This is a genomic window from Agrobacterium vitis (assembly GCF_013337045.2).
In the GTDB taxonomy this organism is placed as follows: Bacteria; Pseudomonadota; Alphaproteobacteria; order Rhizobiales; family Rhizobiaceae; genus Allorhizobium; species Allorhizobium vitis_B.
The window spans coordinates 2,353,611-2,374,650 of the sequence record NZ_CP118259.1; the positions used below are offsets into that span (position 1 = coordinate 2,353,611).

The 21,040-nt window shown below is 54.5% G+C and carries 21 protein-coding genes; 3 read left to right on the forward strand and 18 right to left on the reverse strand.

Features of this window, described 5'->3' with window-relative positions; translation table 11 throughout:
• Positions 1 to 156 precede the first annotated feature (156 nt).
• From G6L01_RS11385 to G6L01_RS11450, 14 genes are all read right to left on the reverse strand, one after another.
• Positions 157 to 591 (reverse strand): hypothetical protein, encoded by a 435-nt coding sequence (locus G6L01_RS11385; RefSeq protein WP_143116623.1) that lies wholly within the window; start codon positions 589 to 591, stop codon positions 157 to 159.
• A gap of 39 nt (positions 592 to 630) precedes the next feature.
• Positions 631 to 1,098, reverse strand: coding sequence for a hypothetical protein (locus tag G6L01_RS11390; protein ID WP_070166492.1), 468 nt, complete (start codon positions 1,096 to 1,098; stop codon positions 631 to 633).
• Positions 1,099 to 1,104: 6 nt separating this feature from the next.
• Entirely contained in the window at positions 1,105 to 1,572 is a 468-nt protein-coding gene (locus G6L01_RS11395) for a hypothetical protein (RefSeq protein WP_070166493.1), read from the reverse strand.
• Positions 1,573 to 1,578: 6 nt separating this feature from the next.
• The gene (locus tag G6L01_RS11400) at positions 1,579 to 1,953 is read right to left on the reverse strand and encodes a hypothetical protein (protein ID WP_070166494.1); all 375 of its coding nucleotides are present in this window, start codon (positions 1,951 to 1,953) and stop codon (positions 1,579 to 1,581) included.
• 99 nt (positions 1,954 to 2,052) lie between these two features.
• Positions 2,053 to 2,520 carry a hypothetical protein gene (locus G6L01_RS11405; RefSeq protein WP_070166495.1) on the reverse strand — a complete coding sequence of 156 codons (468 nt, stop codon included), beginning with the start codon at positions 2,518 to 2,520 and terminating at the stop codon, positions 2,053 to 2,055.
• Positions 2,521 to 2,522: 2 nt separating this feature from the next.
• Positions 2,523 to 3,050, reverse strand: coding sequence for a hypothetical protein (locus G6L01_RS11410; RefSeq protein WP_139190219.1), 528 nt, complete (start codon positions 3,048 to 3,050; stop codon positions 2,523 to 2,525).
• A gap of 188 nt (positions 3,051 to 3,238) precedes the next feature.
• Positions 3,239 to 3,565, reverse strand: coding sequence for an RHS repeat-associated core domain-containing protein (locus tag G6L01_RS11415; RefSeq protein ID WP_174089249.1), 327 nt, complete (start codon positions 3,563 to 3,565; stop codon positions 3,239 to 3,241).
• A 177-nt stretch (positions 3,566 to 3,742) separates the two neighbouring features.
• Complete coding sequence (locus G6L01_RS11420) at positions 3,743 to 5,164, reverse strand: sensor histidine kinase (RefSeq protein ID WP_070166498.1); 1,422 nt, start codon at positions 5,162 to 5,164, stop codon at positions 3,743 to 3,745.
• 15 nt (positions 5,165 to 5,179) lie between these two features.
• A complete protein-coding gene (locus G6L01_RS11425) occupies positions 5,180 to 5,845 on the reverse strand; it encodes a response regulator (RefSeq protein WP_070166499.1) in 666 nt (221 codons plus the stop codon).
• Between the two features lie 99 nt (positions 5,846 to 5,944).
• Positions 5,945 to 6,691, reverse strand: coding sequence for a metallophosphoesterase family protein (locus G6L01_RS11430; protein ID WP_070166500.1), 747 nt, complete (start codon positions 6,689 to 6,691; stop codon positions 5,945 to 5,947).
• A gap of 3 nt (positions 6,692 to 6,694) precedes the next feature.
• Positions 6,695 to 7,051 carry a hydroxyisourate hydrolase gene (uraH, locus tag G6L01_RS11435; protein WP_070166501.1) on the reverse strand — a complete coding sequence of 119 codons (357 nt, stop codon included), beginning with the start codon at positions 7,049 to 7,051 and terminating at the stop codon, positions 6,695 to 6,697.
• Positions 7,048 to 7,557, reverse strand: coding sequence for an ureidoglycolate lyase (locus G6L01_RS11440; protein ID WP_070166502.1), 510 nt, complete (start codon positions 7,555 to 7,557; stop codon positions 7,048 to 7,050). The genes uraH and G6L01_RS11440 overlap by 4 nt, the downstream gene beginning before the upstream one ends.
• Before the next feature lie 188 nt (positions 7,558 to 7,745).
• On the reverse strand, positions 7,746 to 11,750 hold the full coding sequence (locus G6L01_RS11445) for a non-ribosomal peptide synthetase (protein ID WP_070166503.1): 4,005 nt from the start codon (positions 11,748 to 11,750) through the stop codon (positions 7,746 to 7,748).
• 1,212 nt (positions 11,751 to 12,962) lie between these two features.
• Entirely contained in the window at positions 12,963 to 13,997 is a 1,035-nt protein-coding gene (locus G6L01_RS11450) for a glutamine synthetase beta-grasp domain-containing protein (protein WP_070166504.1), read from the reverse strand.
• 399 nt (positions 13,998 to 14,396) lie between these two features.
• Here G6L01_RS11450 and G6L01_RS11455 point away from each other — a divergent pair, with 399 nt between their 5' ends.
• Complete coding sequence (locus G6L01_RS11455; protein WP_070166960.1) at positions 14,397 to 14,576, forward strand: DUF2735 domain-containing protein; 180 nt, start codon at positions 14,397 to 14,399, stop codon at positions 14,574 to 14,576.
• Between the two features lie 186 nt (positions 14,577 to 14,762).
• Here G6L01_RS11455 and uraD read toward each other — a convergent pair whose 3' ends face one another.
• Positions 14,763 to 15,272 (reverse strand): 2-oxo-4-hydroxy-4-carboxy-5-ureidoimidazoline decarboxylase, encoded by a 510-nt coding sequence (uraD, locus tag G6L01_RS11460; protein ID WP_070166505.1) that lies wholly within the window; start codon positions 15,270 to 15,272, stop codon positions 14,763 to 14,765.
• 225 nt (positions 15,273 to 15,497) lie between these two features.
• On the opposite strand from uraD, the gene G6L01_RS11465 reads away from it, so the two are divergent.
• Positions 15,498 to 16,544, forward strand: a complete 1,047-nt coding sequence (locus G6L01_RS11465; RefSeq protein WP_070166961.1) for an NAD(P)-dependent alcohol dehydrogenase — start codon at positions 15,498 to 15,500, stop codon at positions 16,542 to 16,544.
• A gap of 70 nt (positions 16,545 to 16,614) precedes the next feature.
• Here the strand turns inward: G6L01_RS11465 and G6L01_RS11470 are convergent, their stop codons facing one another.
• Both G6L01_RS11470 and G6L01_RS11475 read right to left on the reverse strand, forming a co-directional pair.
• Entirely contained in the window at positions 16,615 to 17,139 is a 525-nt protein-coding gene (locus tag G6L01_RS11470; protein ID WP_070166506.1) for a DUF992 domain-containing protein, read from the reverse strand.
• A 192-nt stretch (positions 17,140 to 17,331) separates the two neighbouring features.
• The gene (locus tag G6L01_RS11475) at positions 17,332 to 17,499 is read right to left on the reverse strand and encodes a CsbD family protein (RefSeq protein ID WP_070166507.1); all 168 of its coding nucleotides are present in this window, start codon (positions 17,497 to 17,499) and stop codon (positions 17,332 to 17,334) included.
• 712 nt (positions 17,500 to 18,211) lie between these two features.
• Here G6L01_RS11475 and G6L01_RS11480 point away from each other — a divergent pair.
• Positions 18,212 to 19,966: a sensor domain-containing diguanylate cyclase gene (locus tag G6L01_RS11480; protein WP_174089250.1), complete on the forward strand. Its 1,755-nt coding sequence runs from the start codon at positions 18,212 to 18,214 to the stop codon at positions 19,964 to 19,966.
• Positions 19,967 to 20,070: 104 nt separating this feature from the next.
• On the opposite strand, the gene puuE is transcribed toward G6L01_RS11480, so the two are convergent.
• Entirely contained in the window at positions 20,071 to 20,991 is a 921-nt protein-coding gene (puuE, locus tag G6L01_RS11485) for an allantoinase PuuE (protein ID WP_070166509.1), read from the reverse strand.
• Positions 20,992 to 21,040 lie beyond the last annotated feature (49 nt).

Genomic DNA, 21,040 nt, shown 5'->3' on the forward strand with positions numbered 1-21,040 from the left:
CCTCCCGGCAAGCCGCTCGCAACTGATGTTGCGGGCGGGTTTTGGTCATGTGACTGCGAAACGAGTTGCGCGTTCTGTCTCAATTTTTCGATTTCAAAAATGCAGAAGAGCTTCCTACAAACCGAATATGACATGGTTTGAAACAGCCTACACAGTTCAATCGTACAAATAACGGTGAAGTTTACCGATATGTTTGAAGACGTCGTCGATCAAAGCTTCCGCTTTTTGCGGAATCTCGGACGGCTCGATATGAGAGCGCAACGAAAACGTGACATCGAGCGGCCGCCAGATCGCCCAGTTTCGCCTCAAAACAAAAGTCCCTTTAATATTGCCGAACAATATTGGCAGATCTTCTATATCTTTATCAAATGGGCCAAGCCGGTAGCCTCTTATCGAAAGCGAAGCGTCGGGCTGATAAATGCTAAAGGCTGCTAATTTCACATCAGACAAATCGCGGACATCTGCTAAATCGTAACGGTAACCATGGTCTGATGCCCCGAAATACGAACGTTTATTTGGATGCTGTGACAATCCCCAGCTCATAAAAAGCGGCTCGATCCGATCATAAAATTGCTGATCGACCGCCTTCATCTTACTGAGTTTCTTGACGCTTCGCTGCTTCATGCGGGGTCAGCCATACAGGTAGCGATGAAGTTTGCCGATATGTTTGAAGACATCATCAATCAAGGCCTCCGCTTTTTGCGGAATATCGGACGGCTCGATATGAGAGCGCAACGAAAACGTAACATCGAGCGGCCGCAAAATCGACCAATTCCTTCTTAAAGCAAACAAACCTTTGATATTACCGTGCAAAATAGGCAATTCATCAATATTTTCCTCAAATTCTCCAAGCCGGAAACCCCGGATCCACAGAGAAGCGTTCGGCTGTATAATACCGAAACCTGCGAGTTTGACATCAGAAAGATCTCGCAGATCTGCAAAATCATAGAAAAAACCATGATCGCTCGGCCCGAAACAGGCGCCGGGATTTGGATGTCGCGACAATCCCCAGCTCATAAAAAGCGGCTCGATGCGATCATGAAATTGCTGCTTGACCGCTTTCATCTTGCTTATTTTTTTGACATTCCGCTGCTTCATACTGGGTCAGCCATAAAGGTAGCGATGAAGTTTGCCGACGTTTTTCAGGACGTCGTCGATCAAGGCTTCCGCCCTCTGCGGAATATCGGATGGCTCGATATGAGAGCGCAAGGAAAACGTGACATCGAGCGGTCGCAAAATCGACCAACGTCTTGTTAAAGTAAAAATGCCTTCAATGGTATCATATAAAACAGGAACCTCATCAATACTCGCCTTAAATTCGCCAAGCCAGAAACCCCGGATCCACAGAGAAGCGTCAGGTTGTATGATACCGAAACCTGCGAGTTTGACATCGGAAAGATCCCGCAAATCCGCGAAATCGTAGAAAAATCCATGATCGGTCGGTCCGAAACGAGCGTCAGAATTTGGATGTCGCGACAATCCCCAGCTTGTAAAAAGCGGCTCGATCCGAGCGTGAAATTGCTGATCGACCGCTTTCATCTTACTGATTTTTTTGACATTCCGCTGCTTCATGCGGGGTCAGCCATATAAGTAACGATGAAGTTTGTCGATATTTTTACAAACGTCATCGATCAACGCCTCCGCCTTGCGCGGGATATCCTCTTGCTTGATGTTAAAACCCAATTCAAACTTGATATTCCATGGTCGCCAAATCGACCAGTCTCTCGTCAAAATAAAAATTCCTTTAATGTTGTCGAACAGTATTGGTAGTTCTTCTATATTTTCGTTGAATCGACCAAGTCGGTACCCCCTGATCCACAAGGAACCGTAGGGATGATGGATAGCAAAGCTTGCTAATTTCACATCAGACAAATCGCGAACATCCGCGAAATCGTAACGGTAACCAAAATCTTCTTTGCCGAAATATGAACGTTTATTTGGATGTCGCGACAATCCTCAGTTCATAAAAAGCGGCTCGATTTGCGCGTGAAATTGCTGATCGACCGCCTTCATCTTACTGAGTTTCTTGACGCTTCGCTGCTTCATGCGGGGTCAGCCATACAGGTAGCGATGAAGTTTGCCGATGTTTTTCAGGACGTCGTCGATCAAGGCCTCCGCTTTTTGCGGAATATCCTCTTGCTTTATGTTGGAGCCTAACTCAAATTTGACATAACATGGGCGCCAAATGGACCAATTTCTCGTTAATCTGTAAACATCCTTGGTATAACCATATATGGTGGGTAACTCCCTTAAATTTTTCTCGAAGACACCAAGTCGTAACCCTGGAATCCACAACGAAGCGTTCGGCTGAATAATGCAGAAGCTCACCAACTTCACATCGGTAAAATCGCGTAGATCTGCAAAATCATAAAAAAATCCCTGATCGGTCGGCCCAAAAGACGCGCTAGGATTAGGATGCTGCGATAGTCCCCAGTTCATGAAAAGGGGCTCGATGCGATCATGAAATTGCTGCTTGACCGCTTTCATATTACTGATCTTTTTCCCGGTCTTTTGCTTCATGACTAATCTTGATATTTTTGGCTATCATCGACTTGTGAATGTTCGCCGGCAGCAGCGGCCCCCGCCGCAGTTCCACTTGCAAAACCGGAAACGGAATCCGGCGTCATCCGATTGACCTCAAATTCTGCGCCATTTGCAAGTGCATCTCGCTGATTTTTAGTAAGGCCGGCGGCTTTACCAAATTTCGACTCCACAAGTCTGCTATTTCCGGTAAATATATTTTGGAATTCGTGATCTATTATCGCCCGTCTGTCGAGGCCTGTCGCTGTTTTACCGCCAGAAAGGACAGGCCGATTACCGAGATCAACATTCCCCTTAAATAATTCCTTAAATGTTGTCAGCCCCTCTCCAAGTTTACCCTTTTGTGCAGCCGACAATCCCTGCAAGGAACCACTCACTTTGGAGCCAACGGCTCCTCCAACGACCCCGAATACCGCACCTGACATCGCATCACCAGCGACGCCCGCAACGGTAGGGGCCTGTCCGTTGAATGCCTTTTTGGCCACCCCGGCAGCGACATTGCCCGTCACCCCGGACGCTCCGTAGACGCCGGCACCAAGCCCCGATGCCAGTCCGGCAGTGGCACCAGCAACCGCGCCACCGATTGCGGCTCCTGCATAAACGTTTGCACCACTTATACCAAGTCTCGAAGATGCTGACGCATCCTCGACTTGAAGAATTGAAAATATCTCAAATGCGTCAGAGGCTTGAGATATTTTCAAACGGAATACGAAGAGTCATTTTCAATGAATCTTCGTATTGAGCGACCATTATAAGTATCCATAGCCGCCTGAACGGCCACTCCGATAGCCGCACCCACCACAGCGCCTGCGACGGCAAAATGACCGTTGGCATCGCTATTGTTGATGGGCTCGTTCAAAGCATAGGCGTAACGGTTGGTGTTAACACCCGCCAGCGTCGGATCCATGGGGTCAGGCGATATGAACCGCGCATTCGCCCCGGAACTGTATGACAAAGTCAGAGATCCGGAAATGAGAAAACTAAATAAAACACGACTATAATTTGCACGCAACGAAAGGGCCATAAGCCACCACCCCCCAAATTTTCAATTATAAATTGCATCCCCAGACTTAACAATATCTGATCTTTTTGGGATGTCCAAACCGAAGTTGAGATTGTGAACGCTTAAAAAACGACCCGTGGCAAATAATTATTAAAAACTATATAGTGCACGCCGTCGTGATGTTGGAAGCAACGTCCTTCACACCGCCCTCGGCAGCCGCACCACCACCTTCAACCCTCCCTCCGCAGCACTCCCCAACGTCACCTTGCCGCCTGCGCCTTCCACCACTTCGCGGACGATGGCGAGGCCGAGGCCGCTGCCTTCGGGTTGTGTGCCGATGATGCGATAGAAGCGTTCGAAGACCTGTTCGTGTTCTGCGGGCGCGATGCCGGGGCCGCTGTCTTCGACGGTGAGTTGTACGGTGTCGGCAAGCGTCTCCACTGTTACCGTCACCACGCCGGGGGACGGCGTGTAGCGCAGGGCGTTATCAACCAGGTTGACGGTCATTTCGCGCAGCATGGTGGCGTCGCCGGTGACGGGGGCCGCCCCTTCCGCCTCCAGGCCGAGATCGATGCCGCGCCGCAATGCGTCTTCGGCCTGGGCTTCCAGCACTTGGCGGGCGATATCGGCCATATCGACGTGGTCGGCGCGGGGCGCGCGGCTGCCCGGTTCGGCGCGGGTTAGGGTCAGCAATTGTTCGGCAAGCCGGGTCACTTGCCGGGTGCTTCGGATCAGCGCGTGCAGTGCCTCTTCGCGCCGGGCGGAGTCGGTTTCACGGGCGGCAAAGCTGGCTTGCGTCGAAATCAGCGTCAGTGGTGTACGCAATTGATGGGCGGCATTGGCGACGAAGCGTTTTTGCGCCGCCATCTGGCGCTGCACGCGGTTCATGTAGTCATTCAGCGCCCGCACCAGCGGACGAAGCTCGGTATGGACGATCGCCTCATCAAAAGGCTCCAACTGGTCACGGCGGCGGGCGCGCACCGCATCCCGCAGCCGCAAGACGGGGGCAAGACCGCGCTGGAGCCCCAGCACCGTCACCACCCCAGCGACCAGAACCAGCAGAACCTGCCCGTTAAAATTCGAAAACCACAGATGGGTGCGCATCGCCTGCTGGCTATAGCGCGTCACCGCCACCGTCACCGTGACGCCCGCGCCATCAGTCCCTGCACCAGAATCAAAGCCGACCACCGGATGGTTCAGCATCAAGGCACGGACATTGAGATTACGAAACACCATGTCTTCGCCCTGGTGTTCATGGGCCGGGGTTTGCAGGTCGGCATAGCCGGACAGCAGATTGCCCCAGGCGGTCGTGACCCGGTAATAGACCCGGTCGCCAAAGCCGGTATCGAAGATTTCCAGCGCTGCCGGTGGAATATCCACCTCGACATTGCCGCCCTGATCGACCCGCACCGCCTCGGCAATCATCCGTGCTGAGCCGAGCAGCATATTATCCGTCACCAGATTGGCAGTGCTGCGGGCCATGACCAGCCCGAAATAGAGATTGAAGCCGATCACGCCGACCAGCGTCACCATCACCCAGGCCAGAAGCTGTGCCCGCAGACTGTGGCGCAGCCGCAGCAAGGGCCGGACACGACCAAAATTCATGCCGCGCCCGCCCATATCACGCTCCCCATCTCACGCGGCCCGCAGCATATAGCCGAGGCCACGCAGGGTGGCGATCTGCACCGTCCCGCCTTCCAGCTTTTTGCGCACCCGATGCACGTAAATCTCAATGGCGCTCGGATCGGTCTCGGCATCGAAGCCAAATACGCTTTGCGACAGCGCCGCCTTGGTGACGGTGCTGCCCGCCTTTAGTATCAGATATTCCAGCACCGAATGTTCGCGTGGCGTTAGCGATAAAACCTCACCCTTGAGGGAAAACTGCCGGGTTGCGCTGTTCAACACCAGATCAGCCACGGCAATTTCCGGGCTGGCAAGATCATGCCCGCGCCGGATCAATGCCCGCAGCCGGGCTTCCAGCTCGGCCATTTCGAAAGGCTTGGCGAGATAGTCGTCGGCACCGGAATCCAGCCCCGCCACCCGTCCGTCCAGCGAGGCATTGGCAGTCAGGATAATCACCGGAACCTTACGGCCACTGCGGCGAATGCGCTTCAGCAGGGTCATTCCATCGATCTTCGGCAGGGACAGATCGAGGATCACGGCGGCATAATCGGCGAGGTTCAAAAAATCCTCGGCCTCCTCGCCATCATGGGCGGCATCCACGGTGTAATGCGCCTGGGTCAGGGCCTTGGCCAGCCAATCGGCCAATTCATGATTGTCTTCAACGATCAGCAATCGCATGATGGTTCATTCATCCTCTTCCCGGAGCCATCATACAGCGCCGCTGATCAAAAAGGTCGCGGAAAGAGTTTTGCAACAGATTATTTTTGGCATTGATCGTCAGGCGAGCCAGCCGCTTTCCAGCCCGCTTGCCCAATCGTCCCGACCCCTGTCCGCCGCCAGCCGGGCCATTTCGAGATGACGGTAAGGCACCTGCCGGAACGTCACCGTCCAGCCTGTTTCACCCTTTTCCAGAATGGCGTAGGAAGCGAGCGGCGTTCCGGCTTCCACCCGGTGATAAAACGGCACGTCATCATCATAGGCCGGGCAGCCGACGCTGCCGGGATTGACGATCAGCCGCCCATCGGTAAGCCGCACCGCACGCGGCAGATGCGAATGGGCGCAGAGGATCAGCTCCTGCCCGACGCCCTCGGCCAGTGCTTCAATTTCGGCGCGGGCTTTAAGATGCACCAGGCCTTCGGGGCTGACGCTTTCCAGCCAGTAGAGATCGTCAATGTCAGGCGTGGCATGGCAGAGAAACACCTCCTCGCGCCAAACCGTGGTGACCGGCAGGCGTTGCAGCCATTGCAAATGCCGGGGCGAGAGCTGGTCATAGGCTTGCGCATCGGAAGAATGCATCGCCGCCCTGTCCTGCTCGATCAGATAGCGGTCGTGATTGCCCCTGACGGTGACGAGATCCAGCAACAGCAGCAGGTCGCCGGTGCGCCCCGCCTCCAGCGGCCCGGAAAAACAATCACCGAGATTGACGACATGGTCATAGCCAATGCCCTGAGCGGCAATATCGGCCAGCACCGCTTCCAGAGCCAGACAATTGCCGTGAATATCGGCGATAGCGGCAAACCGCATCTCTCAGCTCCCCCGATAGGTTGAGTAGCCGTAGGGCGAAAGCAGTAGCGGCACATGGTAATGGGCCTGCGGATCGGCAATGCCGAAGCGAATGGGAATGACATCCAGAAACGGCGGATCGGTCAGTTCCGCCCCCTGGGTAAGCAGATAGTCACCGGCATGAAACAGCAATTCATATTGGCCGATGCGAAAGTCCTCGCCAGCCAGGATCGGCCCGCCATCCACCCGGCCATCGGCATTGGTGAACACGGTCTTGATCAGCTCCGCCTCCTCGCCGTTCATCCGCATCAGCTGAATGCGCAGGCCAGACGCCGGGCGGCCCAAGGCGGTATCAAGAACATGGGTGGTCAGGCCGGTCATGGGCGTGGCTCCAGAATCAGGTAGGGCTGGTCGAAGAAGAACTCTTCCAGATTGTTTCCCGGCCCGTCGCGATCCGCAACCAGAAAATCGCTGACCTCACCGATTGCCATCAAAGGATGGTGCCAGACATTGCGGTGGTAGTTCACGCCCTGCTGCGGCTCGGCCAGAAACACCTGCGGCACGCCCGGACGGCCACCCTCGTCCAGCGAAACCGCCAGCAGGAACGGGCGGCCCGACAGCGGCGTAAAGCTTTGGCTGCCAAGCGGATGCCGTTCCATCATGCCAATTTCATAGGGAAAGTGGCGCGGCTGACCGCGAAAGATATTGAGGACCACGCGCGCGCCATCACCCACCACATCGGGGCTGGCCAAAGCATGAAACCGCTCGGTCGTTCCGCCATTGATCAGCCGCATCCGGGCGGGGTCGGCCTCGATGACATCGCCGAATGGAGCGAAGGCTTCAGGCGTTAACGGGCGGATGGAAAGGGGAAGGAATGGCTGGGTCATGACAAGATCCGCAAACGAGGTGGGCCAGCGGTATCGTCGTGATTGGCATTAGAGCCACGGACATATGCCGCTAATCTCGATAGCAGTAACCCATTGGAGCAGATCAGCAAACCTGATTTCGATATTTTACCCGCCCCACGGTAGCGTGGGGCGGGATAATTCAATTGTCGGTGCTAGAACCTGACGGATTAGGCAAACCTCGTCACACGCTCAATCTTGGCCTCGGCCTGGGGCCGGCGCAGGACCAGAAATTCACGTAGCAGCTCGGCCTGAACGACGGCGCTGATATGGGACGCCGGTTCGATATTGAGCATGTCGTGGTGGTTGCAGGTCATATCGCGCAGGTAAACCCTGCCCTCCACATGCGGCAACCAGGTTTCAGCATCGTAGTTGAGGATGGTGTTCAGGGCCTCACTGCCAGCACTTGGTTCGGCGCGGAAGAAATGCACATCGGCATCGATCTTGCCCGGTGTAAAGCGCTGGGCAATTTCCAGATTGTGAAGGATGGTCGCTTTGGCGCGTTCGACGAATTCCGGATCGAACTGGTGAACCTGCTCCAGCAGGACATGGTTGTCCGTATCGAACATTTTCAGCACGAAATCGCCAAGCTCGGCCAGCGATGGCTTGTCGCCCGCCGCCTTTTCGTCAAAGCCAAGGAACCCGAGGGCTGCCCGCGCCAGCGTCGCATCGTCCTGCAATTGAGCGGCAGGCTTGAAATGGTAGCTGTCCATCATGCCCAGGAACGCGATAGCCTGGCCTTCTGCCTGCAATTGCCGGGTCATTTCATGGGCAATCAGCCCGCCCAGCGACCAGCCCAGCAGATGGTATGGCCCGTGCGGCTGGATCTTGCGAATCCTCTGCACATAGAGCGCGGCCATATCCTCGATAGAGCGAGGCAAAGCGGCAAGGTCATGCAACCCGTCCGATTGCAGGGCATAGACCGGCACATCGTCGCTCAAATGCTGCGCGAGCGAGAAGAAGCTCCAGCCCAGGCCCAGCACCGGATGGATGCAGAACAGCGGCGGGCGCTCACCCTTGGCGCGGATGGCCAGCACCGGCTCGATCAGCGGCGAGCCTGCGCTTGCCTCATCCAGATGCACCGCCAAGGCGGCGATGGTTGGCGTTTCGAACACGGCACCGAGCGGGATTTCGCCCTTCAACCGGCTGCGAACGGCGGAAATCATTCCAGCGGCAGCCAGCGAATCGCCGCCGAGCACGAAGAAACTGTCGTGAATGCCGATCTGCTCCAGACCGAGGATCTCGCACCACAAGGCGGCAAGCCGCTTTTCGGCATCGGTCCCCGGCAGGGCAATGCCTTCCGTCACCGTCCATTGTGGCAATGGCAGCGCATGGCGGTCGGTCTTGCCATTCGAGTTCAACGGAATAGCTTCCAGCACCACATAGGCCGCCGGGATCATATGGACGGGAATAACTTTGCCCAACCGCTCCGAAAGATCTGCGGCATCCAGCGTGGCACCCTCGCCTACCGCACCCTCTCTGGGGACAACATAAGCAACCAGTCGCTTTTCGCGGCCCGGATCATCGCGCAGAATAACCACGGCTTCACGCACCTGTGGCAGGGCAGCAAGCGCTGCCTCGATTTCGCCCGGCTCCACCCGGAAGCCGCGGATCTTGATCTGGTGGTCGTTGCGGCCGAGATAGTCCAGCACGCCATCGCGCCGCCAGCGCACCAGGTCACCTGTCCGGTAGATCCGCTCGCCTTCGCCTGCGAAAGGATCAGCCATGAATTTTTCTGCCGTCAGGTCCGGGCGGTTCAGGTAGCCCTTCGCCACGCCCGCACCACCGATATACAGTTCACCGATAAAGCCGGGCGGCACTGGCTGAAGATGCCGGTCGAGGACATAAACGCGGGTATTCCAGATTGGCCTGCCAATTGGCGCGCTGTCGAGATCGCTGCCCAAAAGCGGCATGTTGGTGGACCAGATCGTGGTTTCGGTCGGTCCGTAAACATTGAGAACGGGATGACCGAGCCGTGCCATCTTATGGGCGAGATCGGCAGGAAGCGCCTCGCCACCCACCAGGCTGCGCAAACCCTTCAGGCCCTCATGATGATCGGCCAGCAACGCACGCCACAAAGACGGCGTCGCCTGCATAATGGTAATGCCCGCACTGCGGATCAACCCATGCAGCACTGCCGGGTCGCGCACTTCCGAGCGCAACGCGATCACCGTGCGTGCACCTGCCAGCAGCGGCAGATAAAGCTCAAGGGCTGCAATATCGAAGGAAATCGTCGTGACGGCCAGCAAGCGGTCTTCGCTGTCCAGTTTCAGCAGGTCCTGCATCGACAGGAGGAAGTTCATCAGGCCGCGATGCGGAATTTCCACACCCTTGGGCCGACCGGTCGAACCGGACGTAAAGATGATATAGGCCGTGTCGGTCAGCGACGGCCCCTTCGGCAGGTCACGTCCCTGTCGCTCGAGGGGTTTATCGAGGAAGATCAGGTTGTCGGTGGCATCCGGCAGGTTGCCAGCCACTTCCTCTGTGGTGATGACGCAAGCTGGCTGCGCATCCTCCAGAATCATCGCCACCCGCGAGGCTGGATCAGCCGGATCGAGCGGCAGATAGGCCGCGCCGCTTTTCAGCACCGCCAGCAACGCCACAACCATGTTTTCAGACCGCGGCACAGCCACAGCCACCAGGGCACCGGCTACCGCGCCCTTTTCCATCAGATAGCCAGCCAGATGATCGGAGGCTGCATCCAGTTCGCCATAGGTCATCTGGCGTCCGCCAAAGGATAGCGCGACCGCATCCGGCGTGCGGGCTGCCTGCGCCCGGAACAGTTCCGGCCAAGTCTGATCCGGCAATTTATGGGCCGTATCATTCCAATCTGTCAGGATTTCCTGACGCTCCCACGTTGACAGCAGGCTGACGTCGCGCAGCGGCTTTTCCGGCGCGGCCAGAATCTCTCTCAGCATACGGGTAAACCGTGCCTCGTGATCGGCCAGTTCCTCCAGCGTATAGAGCGCCGGATTGGCATCGAAATCGATGCGCAGGTCGCCATTGTCGCCGCGGTCATAGGCAAAGATGGTGAAATCCGTCATCGTGCCGTTTGACATATTATGCACGGTGGTCGGATGGCCATCAAAGCGCAGATCGTAATCGAAAGGCTCGATATTGACGCCCAGCCAGGCAATCTGCGCATCCTGCCGGACCATGCCGAGATCGCGGCGAATATCCTCATAGCGGTAACGCTGGTAGCGCAGCGCCCGGCTCATCTGCTGGGAAACCTGACCGGTCAATTCGCGCCAGGACAGATCCGGCGTCATTGAAAACCGCAGCGGAACCGCATTGGCGGTCATGCCGGGAATGCGGCGCATCGTCTGGCTGATACGGGCCGTAACCATGGTCACCATGGTCAGCTCTTCGCAATTGGTCGCCTTGGCGTAATAGGCCGCGACCAGAGCAATCAACGCCTGCGGCACGCTGGCGCCAAAGCCTCGGCTGATTTCTGCAAGCCCCTTGACCGTCTGCCGGTCGATGACCGTCGTGTGGCGCAGCAGGCCACCGGAAGGTTCGCCTTTCTTCTTCATCAGGGTCACCGGCTCCGGCAGGCCCTTCATCTGTTCGGACCAATAGGCCTTGTCGCGCTGGAAATGTACCGAATCGCGGTAGGTACGCTCAAGCTCCAGCAATTCCTGCGGAGAGCCGCAATCATAGGGTTCCGGCTGGTTGCCCTGGGCCAGTGCCGAGTAAATATCGACCAGCCGCCGGGCCAGCAGGCCACCGGAGAACCCATCCATGATGATATGATGTGCCCAATGATACCAGACCCATTCCGTCGCTGCGAGCTTCAGAAGCGAAGACCCCCAGAGATTGTCATTGGCAAGATCGAGAGGCTTGCACATATGCTTTTGCATCCACTCCGTCGCACTTGCGCCAGGATTTTCAGCAGTACTGAAATCGATGACGTCAAAGACGCCGCAATAGGCCGCCATGACAACCTGATGCGGCTGTCCTTCGATTTCCTTGATGCGTGACCGTGTGACAGCAAAATCATCTGACAAGCGGCGCAACGCCTGGCAAAACAGACCTGGATGGACAGGCCCATGAATTTCGATGGATTCAGCAAGAACAAAACTCAGATCGGCTGGAGCTACCTTTTGTTTGACCCACAAGCCTGCCTGCGCAAGAGAAACCGGAAAAACCTGTTCATGTCTGCCTACAAAAGACATTGAAAAACCTCACTGAAATATCGGCCAAAACCAGAAAACAATCTAAAAGCAAGCGCAATCAAACGATTGTGCGGCTAGGAAACGCAAAAACTGCCACTCAAAATAAAGCACATCAGCATGTCATGAATTCAACTGCTCAATACAAATTAGAAGTACTTAAATAGAAAACAAAAAACCTATTTGTCGCAAAATGATACAATCACGAATAAAACGAACACAGATTTTGCTATAAATTTCACAAACTATATACAAATCAGGCACACAAGCCTGAAAACGTGAGACAATGAAACCAGCACACGGCACGTTTGTAAAGTGTCAGACTTGCAATAACCCGTAAAAATCAACGAAACAGAACGAGGATGGACTTTGCGCTTAATGCCGAATTAATCGCCCAAAAGTAGAAAATTCAACAAATGCACGTTTAAATTTCTATTTCTGTCCAATTAAGTATACAGATCAAAGATGAAACAATTTTGACACCCTTACGGATCGATATAGTGCACCAAAAAGAGATAAATAATAAAAAATATACATAAAAAAACATAGAGACGATTTAAATGAGTGATTATATAACTCTTTTGACATAAGATAATTTTTATACGCAAAAACCCCTCATATTAAATAGTAAAACAATTGCCTTCGCCAATTTTCATAAAACGGGTGCATCTGTTATTATCATATATCAAATTACGATATTTTAAAATAAAAGCCACGCAGAAAATTCGATCGATATGTCAACAACATAGACAGAATTGATATTATCAACGCACCAACAGAGGCCAAAGACTTAAGAACTGTAGGATTAACTCGAGATTCCAAGACAAAACAATAATGTAAAGTGGATATAGATTGACTTAAATCTGTTCTGGATTGGAGAATGACGCAGTCTTCATTTTAAAATCGCCCGACCGGATTCACTTCAGCGTTGAATACTGATTACAGCACGTAACGGCGCTTTGACCGAATGATCGAGGGTCACAGAAGACCACAGCCGATATTCACCTATACGAAGGCTCGAAGATGCGCACGCATCCTCTCTCTTAGAAAACTTCAAATACATCAACGGCTTGAAATGGTCATACCGTCTTCAGGACAAGGATGCATCTGCATCTGCAATGTCCTGGTACAAGACATCAAGAGCGCTTGCGCCCAGACCCGAGGGTAAGATCCGATGGATCGAGCCAAATTGGATCAGGGCGCAAGCGGAGAGGATCAGGCAGCTTCGGACTTCGCAGCCGGAACTTCTGCAATCGTCTTCAAGACCTGGGAAGCGATCTGGTAAGGGCAGCCCTGCGAATTGGGGCGACGATCTTCCAGGTAGCCACGATAGCCATTGTTGACGAAAGAATGCGGAACGCGGATCGATGCACCACGGTCAGCAACGCCGTAGGAGAACTTGTTCCACGGAGCGGTTTCGTGCTTGCCGGTCAGACGCAGGTGGTTGTCGGGACCGTAAACGTCGATATGCTCTTTCCAGTTCTTGGCGAAAGCCGCCATGAGCGCTTCGAAATAGTCCTTGCCGCCAACTTCGCGCATGAACTTGGTCGAGAAGTTGCAGTGCATGCCGGAACCGTTCCAGTCGGTATCGCCGAGCGGCTTGCAATGGAACTCGACATCGACGCCGTATTTTTCGCACAGACGCAGCAACAGGTAGCGAGCCAGCCAGATTTCGTCGGCGGCCTTCTTGGAGCCCTTGCCGAAAACCTGGAATTCCCACTGGCCCTTGGCCACTTCAGCATTGATGCCTTCGTGGTTGATGCCAGCAGCCAGGCAGAGATCCAGATGCTCTTCAACGATTTCACGCGCGATATCGCCGACATTCTTGAAGCCGACGCCGGTGTAATAAGGACCCTGCGGCGCAGGATAGCCATTTTCCGGGAAGCCGAGCGGACGGCCGTCCTGATAAAGGAAATATTCCTGTTCGAAGCCGAACCATGTGCCTTCGTCTTCCAGAATGGTGGCGCGGCTGTTGGTGCTATGCGGGGTGACGCCATCGGGCATCATCACTTCGCACATCACCAATGCACCATTGGTGCGGGCCGGATCTGGGTAAACAGCAACAGGCTTCAGCACGCAATCCGAGCTATGGCCTTCGGCCTGCTGGGTGGAGCTACCGTCGAAGCCCCAGAGGGGGAGCTGTTCGAGGGTCGGAAATTCAGCGAATTCCTTGATCTGCGTCTTGCCACGCAGGTTCGGGACCGGCGTATAGCCGTCCAACCAGATATACTCGAGCTTGTACTTGGTCATTGTCGATCTCTCATAAGTCCAGCGCCTCGCATCGGGCGCACCCTGGGGGTGATTCTCCGGCGGTCCGGGAGTCGATTAAGAACAAGCAGGAACCATGCCAAACCCGCAAAATTCACTCTGCGACCGACAGAAAAAACACCAGGCATATTCAAAACACCTTAAAAGCCACGGGTTTTTAACAGTTTTGCGTCAGATTGACGGACATGCCACCGCCTTCTCAATGCGCATTTGCAAAATAAAAGGCAGCAATGCCCGGTGGATAGCAGCGATGACGTGAAAAAGCAGCTTGAAATGATTTATTTTTGGGCAAATTGCACTTTCTATGTGCATTTTAGCTGAAAAAATGCTATGAGATTCATCCGGGCGGAGGAGCTCGAGGAACAACGAAGGGCAGTAGCGATGACAACGGGCCTTGGTCGGGAATCGGCAAAAATCTACGAATTCCCAGTACATAATACGCAAAGACTGCGTGAAATGCGTGAGCGCAATCTCCACAAGCAGGTGATCCTCGAAAGCGGAGCCGCAAGCTGGTATCACGAGGCAGCGATCCGCGAGGCTGAAGACGCGCGTAAGCAGTGACGTTTGGCAAGAACGCAATCAGCGGGATCATGCTGCATGACCCCGCTTCGACTGCGCGCTAGAGCATGTCAGGTTCAGAGTGAACCAGACAGACTCTAGCCTTTCTTGTTTTCGTTTGTCTTTCGGGAAAACCGGGTTCCACTTTTCCCTCTTTAAACGCGCGACCCGATCATTCCTGGCTGGTACTCATTCCTGCTCGGCACTTTCGGCTGGCAGCATTGCTTCGAGCCGAAGGCGGGCGATTTTTTCGACTTGAAGGCAGGCGGTTGAGAACTCGGTCTCGACGCTATTGTCGATCCGGGCCTCAAATGCGGCCAGAATGTCGTCTTTCGTCAGGCCCTTTACGGCGATGATGAACGGAAAGCCGAATTTTTCCATATAAGCACTATTGAGCGCTGTAAAACGCTGGTGTTCAGCCTCCGACAGGCGATCGAGCCCGGCGCCCGCCTGTTCGCTGCGGCTTTCCTCTGTCAACTCACCGGCAATAGCCAGTTTTCCCGCCAGATCCGGATGCGCCCGCAGCACATCGAGCCGCTCGGCTTGGGTTGCTGTGCGAAACATCGCGCTCATTCCATCATGAACGCCAAGGGCGGTCAGGGGCTCATCGATAAAACCGGCATCGAAAGCGCGCTCGGCAATAAACGGTGAATGTTCGAATATCCCGCCGAATTGCTCAATGAAATCCTGTCGCTGCATCGGCTCACCCCTGTTTTGATCTGCAATCGATAGCCAATATGCAACGGGTTGGAAAGAGCCGGATTTTCGCAAGGCCGCGCCGAATATTCACGGTAGATGTTGAACGCACCCGCCAGAGACCTATCTAAGAGGCGGGCTGCCGTTCCCAACGGCTTTTCATTGCCCTTCCCAATTACAAAAACTGTTCTCTACACATTCCTCCCCATGACAAAAAAGGAGCGCCGCATGCCAATCGCAAGAGGTTATGCCGCAACCGACGCCAGCAAGCCGCTGGAACCCTTCACTTTTGAACGTCGCGAACCCAATGACGACGACGTGGTGATTTCCATTAAATATTGTGGTGTCTGCCATTCCGACATCCACCAGGCCCGTAACGAATGGGGCAATTCCGCATTCCCCATGGTGCCCGGCCACGAAATTGCCGGTGTCGTCACCGCCGTTGGCGCAAACGTGTCGAAATTCAAGGTCGGCGATCATGTCGGCGTTGGCTGTTTCGTCGATTCCTGCGTTCATTGCCAGGAACGCGATGAGGATATCGAGCAATATCTGCCCGGCCTCGTTCAGACCTATAACGGCGTCGACCGCGACGGTAAGACCGCCACCCAGGGCGGCTATTCCGACACGATCGTCGTCAAGGAAGGCTATGTCCTGTCGATCCCGGACAATCTGCCACTCGACAAGGCGGCCCCGCTGCTTTGCGCCGGTATTACGCTGTATTCGCCGCTCGCTCATTGGAAAGCTGGCCCGGGCAAGAAAGTGGCCATCGTCGGCATGGGCGGTCTCGGCCATATGGGCGTCAAGATCGGCGCGGCCATGGGCGCGGAAATCACCGTGCTCAGCCAGACCCTGTCGAAGAAAGAGGATGGCCTGCGCCTTGGTGCCAGCCATTATTATGCGACCAGCGACGCCAAGACCTTCGAAACGCTGGCCGGGTCCTTCGACCTGATCATCTGCACCGTTAGTGCCGATATCGATTGGAACGCCTATCTCAACCTGCTGAAGGTGGATGGCACCATGGTTCTGCTTGGCGTGCCGGAAAAGCCGGTTCCGGTCCATGCCTTCTCGCTGATCCCTGCCCGCCGTAATCTGGCCGGCTCCATGATCGGGTCGATCAAGGAAACCCAGGACATGCTGGATTTCTGCGGCAAGCACAATATCACCTCGGATATCGAGCTGATCGACATCAAGGATATCAATACGGCCTATGAGCGGGTGTTGAAAAGCGACGTGCGTTACCGTTTCGTCATTGATATGGCGACGCTGGCCGCCTAAAATTTCAATAGAAAAATCCCCCGGTAAAGACCGGGGGATGCACAAATCTCACATCAAATGAAATATCAGATCAACGAGCCGGCTTCAGTTGCAGGCGCGAGATCCCGGCTGCAACGTTCAAGCCCGTTCCAGCCTCGGCGCTGAGCGGCTGCAAGCCAAAATTCTTGTTGCTGCCGCCAACCAGCGCGTTGGCGCCAAGGCCGATGCCCACCGAGGCTCTTGCCGATGCGCCGACATAGGTGCCAGCCAGCGCGCCCTGGCGCGTCGTCGTCGGATTGATGTTATAAACGATCCAGCGGATGTAGCTCTTGCCGGTAATTCCGACATCCAGGCCCAGCTTGCCGATAGAGCCGCTATAGCGCTCAACCTTGCCCGAACGCTGCTGGAAATCGCAGGTCACCGTTCTGCTGGAACCAATCAGCATGCCGATGCCGCCTGCAACCTCACAGGACAATGTTCCCAACCGCTCCTTAGGCTGCGTCGCCGTCATCTGGGAGGCAGGGTGGCGCGTGCTATTGTGATGGGTGTTCGCTGCATTGGCGATCGATGCCGACCCCATCGCCGCTACCGCGACCAGAGCAAAAACTGTTCTCATCGAACATTCCTTTCCGCTGTTGCAGACCGTTTCCGGTCCCCGTCCGCGAGGCATTCATACGCCTCGAATTAATGGTTTTGACCGCCAGCCCCCATTCAGGACTGGCGGTATATCTTAGATACTGTTTCGAGGTCGAGGCAGAACGCAGGGCATTTCCAGCGCCTCAGAGACCTTCACGAAAACGGTATTGGGTTACTTGAAAGCGTCTTTCACCTTGCCGACGGTGGACTGGACCTTGCCAGCAGCCTTATCCATCTTGCCTTCGGCTTCCAGATTCTTGTTACCGGTCACTTTGCCAGCAACTTCCTTGACGCTACCCTTGGCTTGATTAGCGGCACCTTCAATGCGATTCTTGTCCATAGTTTTCGTCCTTCTCTTAATTAAGGAAGACCGTCCTTGGTGTTCCAGCAGAGAAACGTGCAGCCGGAAAAATTGTTCACCAGTCATTAAAAGAAATTGTCACTCCCCAGCTCGCTACAGCAGGGTAAAACATTGCAGGCGCCACCAATGAGTGCAATCAAATCTCTCCATATGAAAGATGAATTCAAAACTAGCCACAAGGAAAGCGGCACTCGCTTACAGAATATATCTTGAGTTTATAAAGAAGGATTGTGGGACGAATCCAAAAATTTGAAGCGATGATTGCGGCCAGACGTAGAATATTCCATCATTTTTTAAGATGATGGCATTTAAGGCAAAAATTATGCTGTCAATGCAATATATTGCATCATGATTCCTGCGTTCTATAAACCACACGGTGCGGTGAGCGCAGGACGTCACACCCGGCAGAATTTGCTTGTGCTCCTATTAAATCTTCTTTTTCAGAGCATTTCCCAAGGGTAAATCTCAAATTTCGATCATTTCATATATTCCTGAAATTTTGACATATTTTTTTAATTATTACCTATTATTACAGTTTTTATCTATGACAAGAGAAAACTACACCATGAATGTCATGTATATCGCATCGAAAAATCCCGCCCAACATCTGGTTATCGCGGGGGGAATTGTGATATTTTTGGCATTGACGATCTGGTCCGAGGTTGCAAACTGGACGGCTCAGGTGTCGCGGATGAATTCTTATCTCGCGCAAACCGCAAGAGCGATTGCCCAGCATACAGACGATGTCATTGAGGTGGCCAAGCAACCTTTGGCTGGGCTGGTCTTAGAGGTGGAAGAAAACAACAATAGAAGCGTTTTGCAGAGCCTTGACCTGGTTCGCAGGATGCGTGAGCTTATCAAGACGTCCCCCTATTTGCGTAGTTTGGCCTATATCGGCCCAGACGGTCGGTTGATTGAGTCGACCTCCGATCCGTTTTCATCGGGTCTCGATCTTTCAAAACGGGCTTATTTCAACATCCATGAAGTCTCTGATGAGCGAAAGCCGCTTGTCGATGGTCCCTATCAAAGCCCGTTAACCAAAGATTGGTTCATCAGCCTGTCCCAGCGAGTGAATGATAATCGGGGACAATTTGCGGGCGTCATGGTGGCAACCATTGATGTCGAAAGCTTCATCCGGTTTTTCCGCAGCTTCAACATGTTGGACAACAGTGCCTTCGCGATGATGGATGGCACCGGCCGGGTTCTGGTGCGTGCGCCACTGGATGCGACAGCGATGGGCACCAGCGTCGCCAATTCGGCTTTGTACCGAAACGCTATTTCGACAAACAACATCGGAAACTTTCAATATACATCTCGCTTTGACGGCATATTGAGAACATCTGGATATTATAGAAGCAGCAATACGCAGATCACCGTGCTTGTCGCTGTCTCCAAAAAAGCGATCCTGTGGTATTGGATAGACATCAGCAAACCCCGATGGATCTGTTTCCTCGTCGCATTGATGGTTGCCTGCGCCTTGGGCATCCGCCTGAGACGGCAATGGGCCGTGAAGCGCCGCGACGAGATGATTATTGCTGCACGGGAAGCGGAATTTCGCCTGATTGCCAATGCCTCATCCGACTTGATCGAAAAGCTGGATGACAACGGTATCCGCGAATATGTTTCGGCAGCCGCCAAATCTGTTCTCGGCGTGGAGGCCGACACGATCGTCGGACGCAGCGTGTTGGACGAACACGACGCCGAGGCCCGGCAATACTGGTCTGAGGCTCTGGTCAACATTGCCGCCGGCTCTTCAATCGAACGACTTGTTTTCCGCCGGACGAAAAAAAACGGCGAGACCGCCTGGCTGGAAACCGTGGTAACGCGGGTACGCAGCTTCGATGTCAGCAGCGGCATGGTTGCCGTGACCAGGGACGTTACAAGTCAAAGGCTTTTGCAGGAAGAGCTGGATCGGCTTGCCAACACGGATGAATTGACACAGCTTTCCAACAAACGTCACTTCAACAGGCAGCTGAAAAGCCTTTCCGCAGAGGCAAGGACAGTGGGCAATCCCCTTTCACTGCTTGTCGTTGATGTCGATAAATTCAAGCTGTTCAACGATACCTATGGTCATCTGCCGGGCGATAATTGCCTGCGGAAAATTTCGACCGAAATCGCCGCTGCAATTCGCCCGGGAACAGATCTTGCCGCGCGCTACGGTGGAGAGGAAATCGTCATCCTGCTGCCAGGAAAAACTGCAAGCCAGGCACACCAAGTGGGCGAGGAGATCCGCCAACGGATCGCCGCCCTGGGGATAATCCACCAGAAAAACCTGCCCTGGGGGCATGTGACCGTCAGCATCGGCGTTGCCGAGCAATCGCCTGAGCATGATGAAACAGGTGAAGCACTGTTTGTGAAAGCCGATAAATGCCTCTACACGGCCAAAAACGCCGGTCGCAATAAAGTTGTCTCTTTAGATGAGAGTTTGTCAGCCGCGGCGGCCTGAGCCGTCGCGACTACTTTTCAATATCTCGGGCCTCTGATGCATCTGAGGTATTCACATCGAGGATGCGTGAGCATCTTCCATGGCTGTTTCTGTTATTGTCCCTGCTACCATTCAGGTTTGTGATGGGCGTGCCAGTGCTTGGCAATATCAAGGCGGGTCGGCGCCCAGACCTTGTCATGGGACAGCACGTAGTCCAGAAAGCGCTTCAGCGCGGCGGCCCGGCCCGGGCGGCCAACCAGCCGGCAATGCAGGCCGACGGACATCATTTTTGGCGCCCCCTCCAGTCCTTCCTGATAGAGCGTGTCGAAGGCATCCTTCAGATAGGTGAAAAACTGGTCACCGGAGTTGAAGCCCTGCGGCGTGGCAAACCGCATGTCGTTGGTTTCCAGCGTATAGGGAATGATCAGAAACGGTTTACCGTTCAAATCCGGCACCCAGAACGGCAGATCGTCCGAATAATTGTCGGAGGAATAGAGAAAGCCGCCCTCCTCCATCACCAGCCGCAGTGTGTTGTCGGAAGGCTTGCCCTGATACATGCCATAGGGGCGCTCCCCCGCCACCTCGCTATGCAGACGAACGGCTTCCAGAATATGCTGACGCTCGACCTCCTCGGGGAAATCCTTATATTCCAGCCAGCGATAGCCATGGCTGGCGATTTCCCAGCCCGCCTCTTTCATCGCCGCCACGGCGTCGGGATTGCGGGCCATGGCAAGCGTAACGCCATACACTGTCACCGGTATATTGAGGGCCGTGAACATCCGGTGCAGACGCCAGAAGCCAGCACGAGACCCGTATTCATAGATGGATTCCATGTTCAGGTTACGCTGGCCGGGCCAGGCAGCGGCACCGACGATTTCCGACAGCAGATTTTCGGAGGCCGGGTCACCGTCAAGAATGCAACTCTCACCACCCTCCTCATAATTGATGACAAACTGCACCGCGACACGCGCCTCTCCCGGCCAGTGGGGATCGGGGGTACGGCGACCATAACCGATGAGATCGCGGGGATAGGTTTCACTCTGCATAGCTGTTACCTTCTGGTCTAGTGACGAGAAACGGTAAGCAACCCTGCCC

What these genes read in the sequence shown, in the direction of transcription:
- G6L01_RS11385 (WP_143116623.1), bottom strand. Translation starts at nt 591, where the DNA reads ATGAAGGCGGTCGATCAGCAATTTTATGATCGGATCGAGCCGCTTTTT.
- G6L01_RS11390 (WP_070166492.1), bottom strand. Translation starts at nt 1,098, where the DNA reads ATGAAGCAGCGGAATGTCAAAAAAATAAGCAAGATGAAAGCGGTCAAG.
- G6L01_RS11395 (WP_070166493.1), bottom strand. Translation starts at nt 1,572, where the DNA reads ATGAAGCAGCGGAATGTCAAAAAAATCAGTAAGATGAAAGCGGTCGAT.
- G6L01_RS11405 (WP_070166495.1), bottom strand. Translation starts at nt 2,520, where the DNA reads ATGAAGCAAAAGACCGGGAAAAAGATCAGTAATATGAAAGCGGTCAAG.
- G6L01_RS11415 (WP_174089249.1), bottom strand. Translation starts at nt 3,565, where the DNA reads ATGGCCCTTTCGTTGCGTGCAAATTATAGTCGTGTTTTATTTAGTTTT.
- G6L01_RS11420 (WP_070166498.1), bottom strand. Translation starts at nt 5,164, where the DNA reads ATGGGCGGGCGCGGCATGAATTTTGGTCGTGTCCGGCCCTTGCTGCGG.
- G6L01_RS11425 (WP_070166499.1), bottom strand. Translation starts at nt 5,845, where the DNA reads ATGCGATTGCTGATCGTTGAAGACAATCATGAATTGGCCGATTGGCTG.
- G6L01_RS11430 (WP_070166500.1), bottom strand. Translation starts at nt 6,691, where the DNA reads ATGCGGTTTGCCGCTATCGCCGATATTCACGGCAATTGTCTGGCTCTG.
- uraH (WP_070166501.1), bottom strand. Translation starts at nt 7,051, where the DNA reads ATGACCGGCCTGACCACCCATGTTCTTGATACCGCCTTGGGCCGCCCG.
- G6L01_RS11440 (WP_070166502.1), bottom strand. Translation starts at nt 7,557, where the DNA reads ATGACCCAGCCATTCCTTCCCCTTTCCATCCGCCCGTTAACGCCTGAA.
- G6L01_RS11445 (WP_070166503.1), bottom strand. Translation starts at nt 11,750, where the DNA reads ATGTCTTTTGTAGGCAGACATGAACAGGTTTTTCCGGTTTCTCTTGCG.
- G6L01_RS11450 (WP_070166504.1), bottom strand. Translation starts at nt 13,997, where the DNA reads ATGACCAAGTACAAGCTCGAGTATATCTGGTTGGACGGCTATACGCCG.
- G6L01_RS11455 (WP_070166960.1), top strand. Translation starts at nt 14,397, where the DNA reads ATGACAACGGGCCTTGGTCGGGAATCGGCAAAAATCTACGAATTCCCA.
- uraD (WP_070166505.1), bottom strand. Translation starts at nt 15,272, where the DNA reads ATGCAGCGACAGGATTTCATTGAGCAATTCGGCGGGATATTCGAACAT.
- G6L01_RS11465 (WP_070166961.1), top strand. Translation starts at nt 15,498, where the DNA reads ATGCCAATCGCAAGAGGTTATGCCGCAACCGACGCCAGCAAGCCGCTG.
- G6L01_RS11470 (WP_070166506.1), bottom strand. Translation starts at nt 17,139, where the DNA reads ATGAGAACAGTTTTTGCTCTGGTCGCGGTAGCGGCGATGGGGTCGGCA.
- G6L01_RS11475 (WP_070166507.1), bottom strand. Translation starts at nt 17,499, where the DNA reads ATGGACAAGAATCGCATTGAAGGTGCCGCTAATCAAGCCAAGGGTAGC.
- G6L01_RS11480 (WP_174089250.1), top strand. Translation starts at nt 18,212, where the DNA reads ATGAATTCTTATCTCGCGCAAACCGCAAGAGCGATTGCCCAGCATACA.
- puuE (WP_070166509.1), bottom strand. Translation starts at nt 20,991, where the DNA reads ATGCAGAGTGAAACCTATCCCCGCGATCTCATCGGTTATGGTCGCCGT.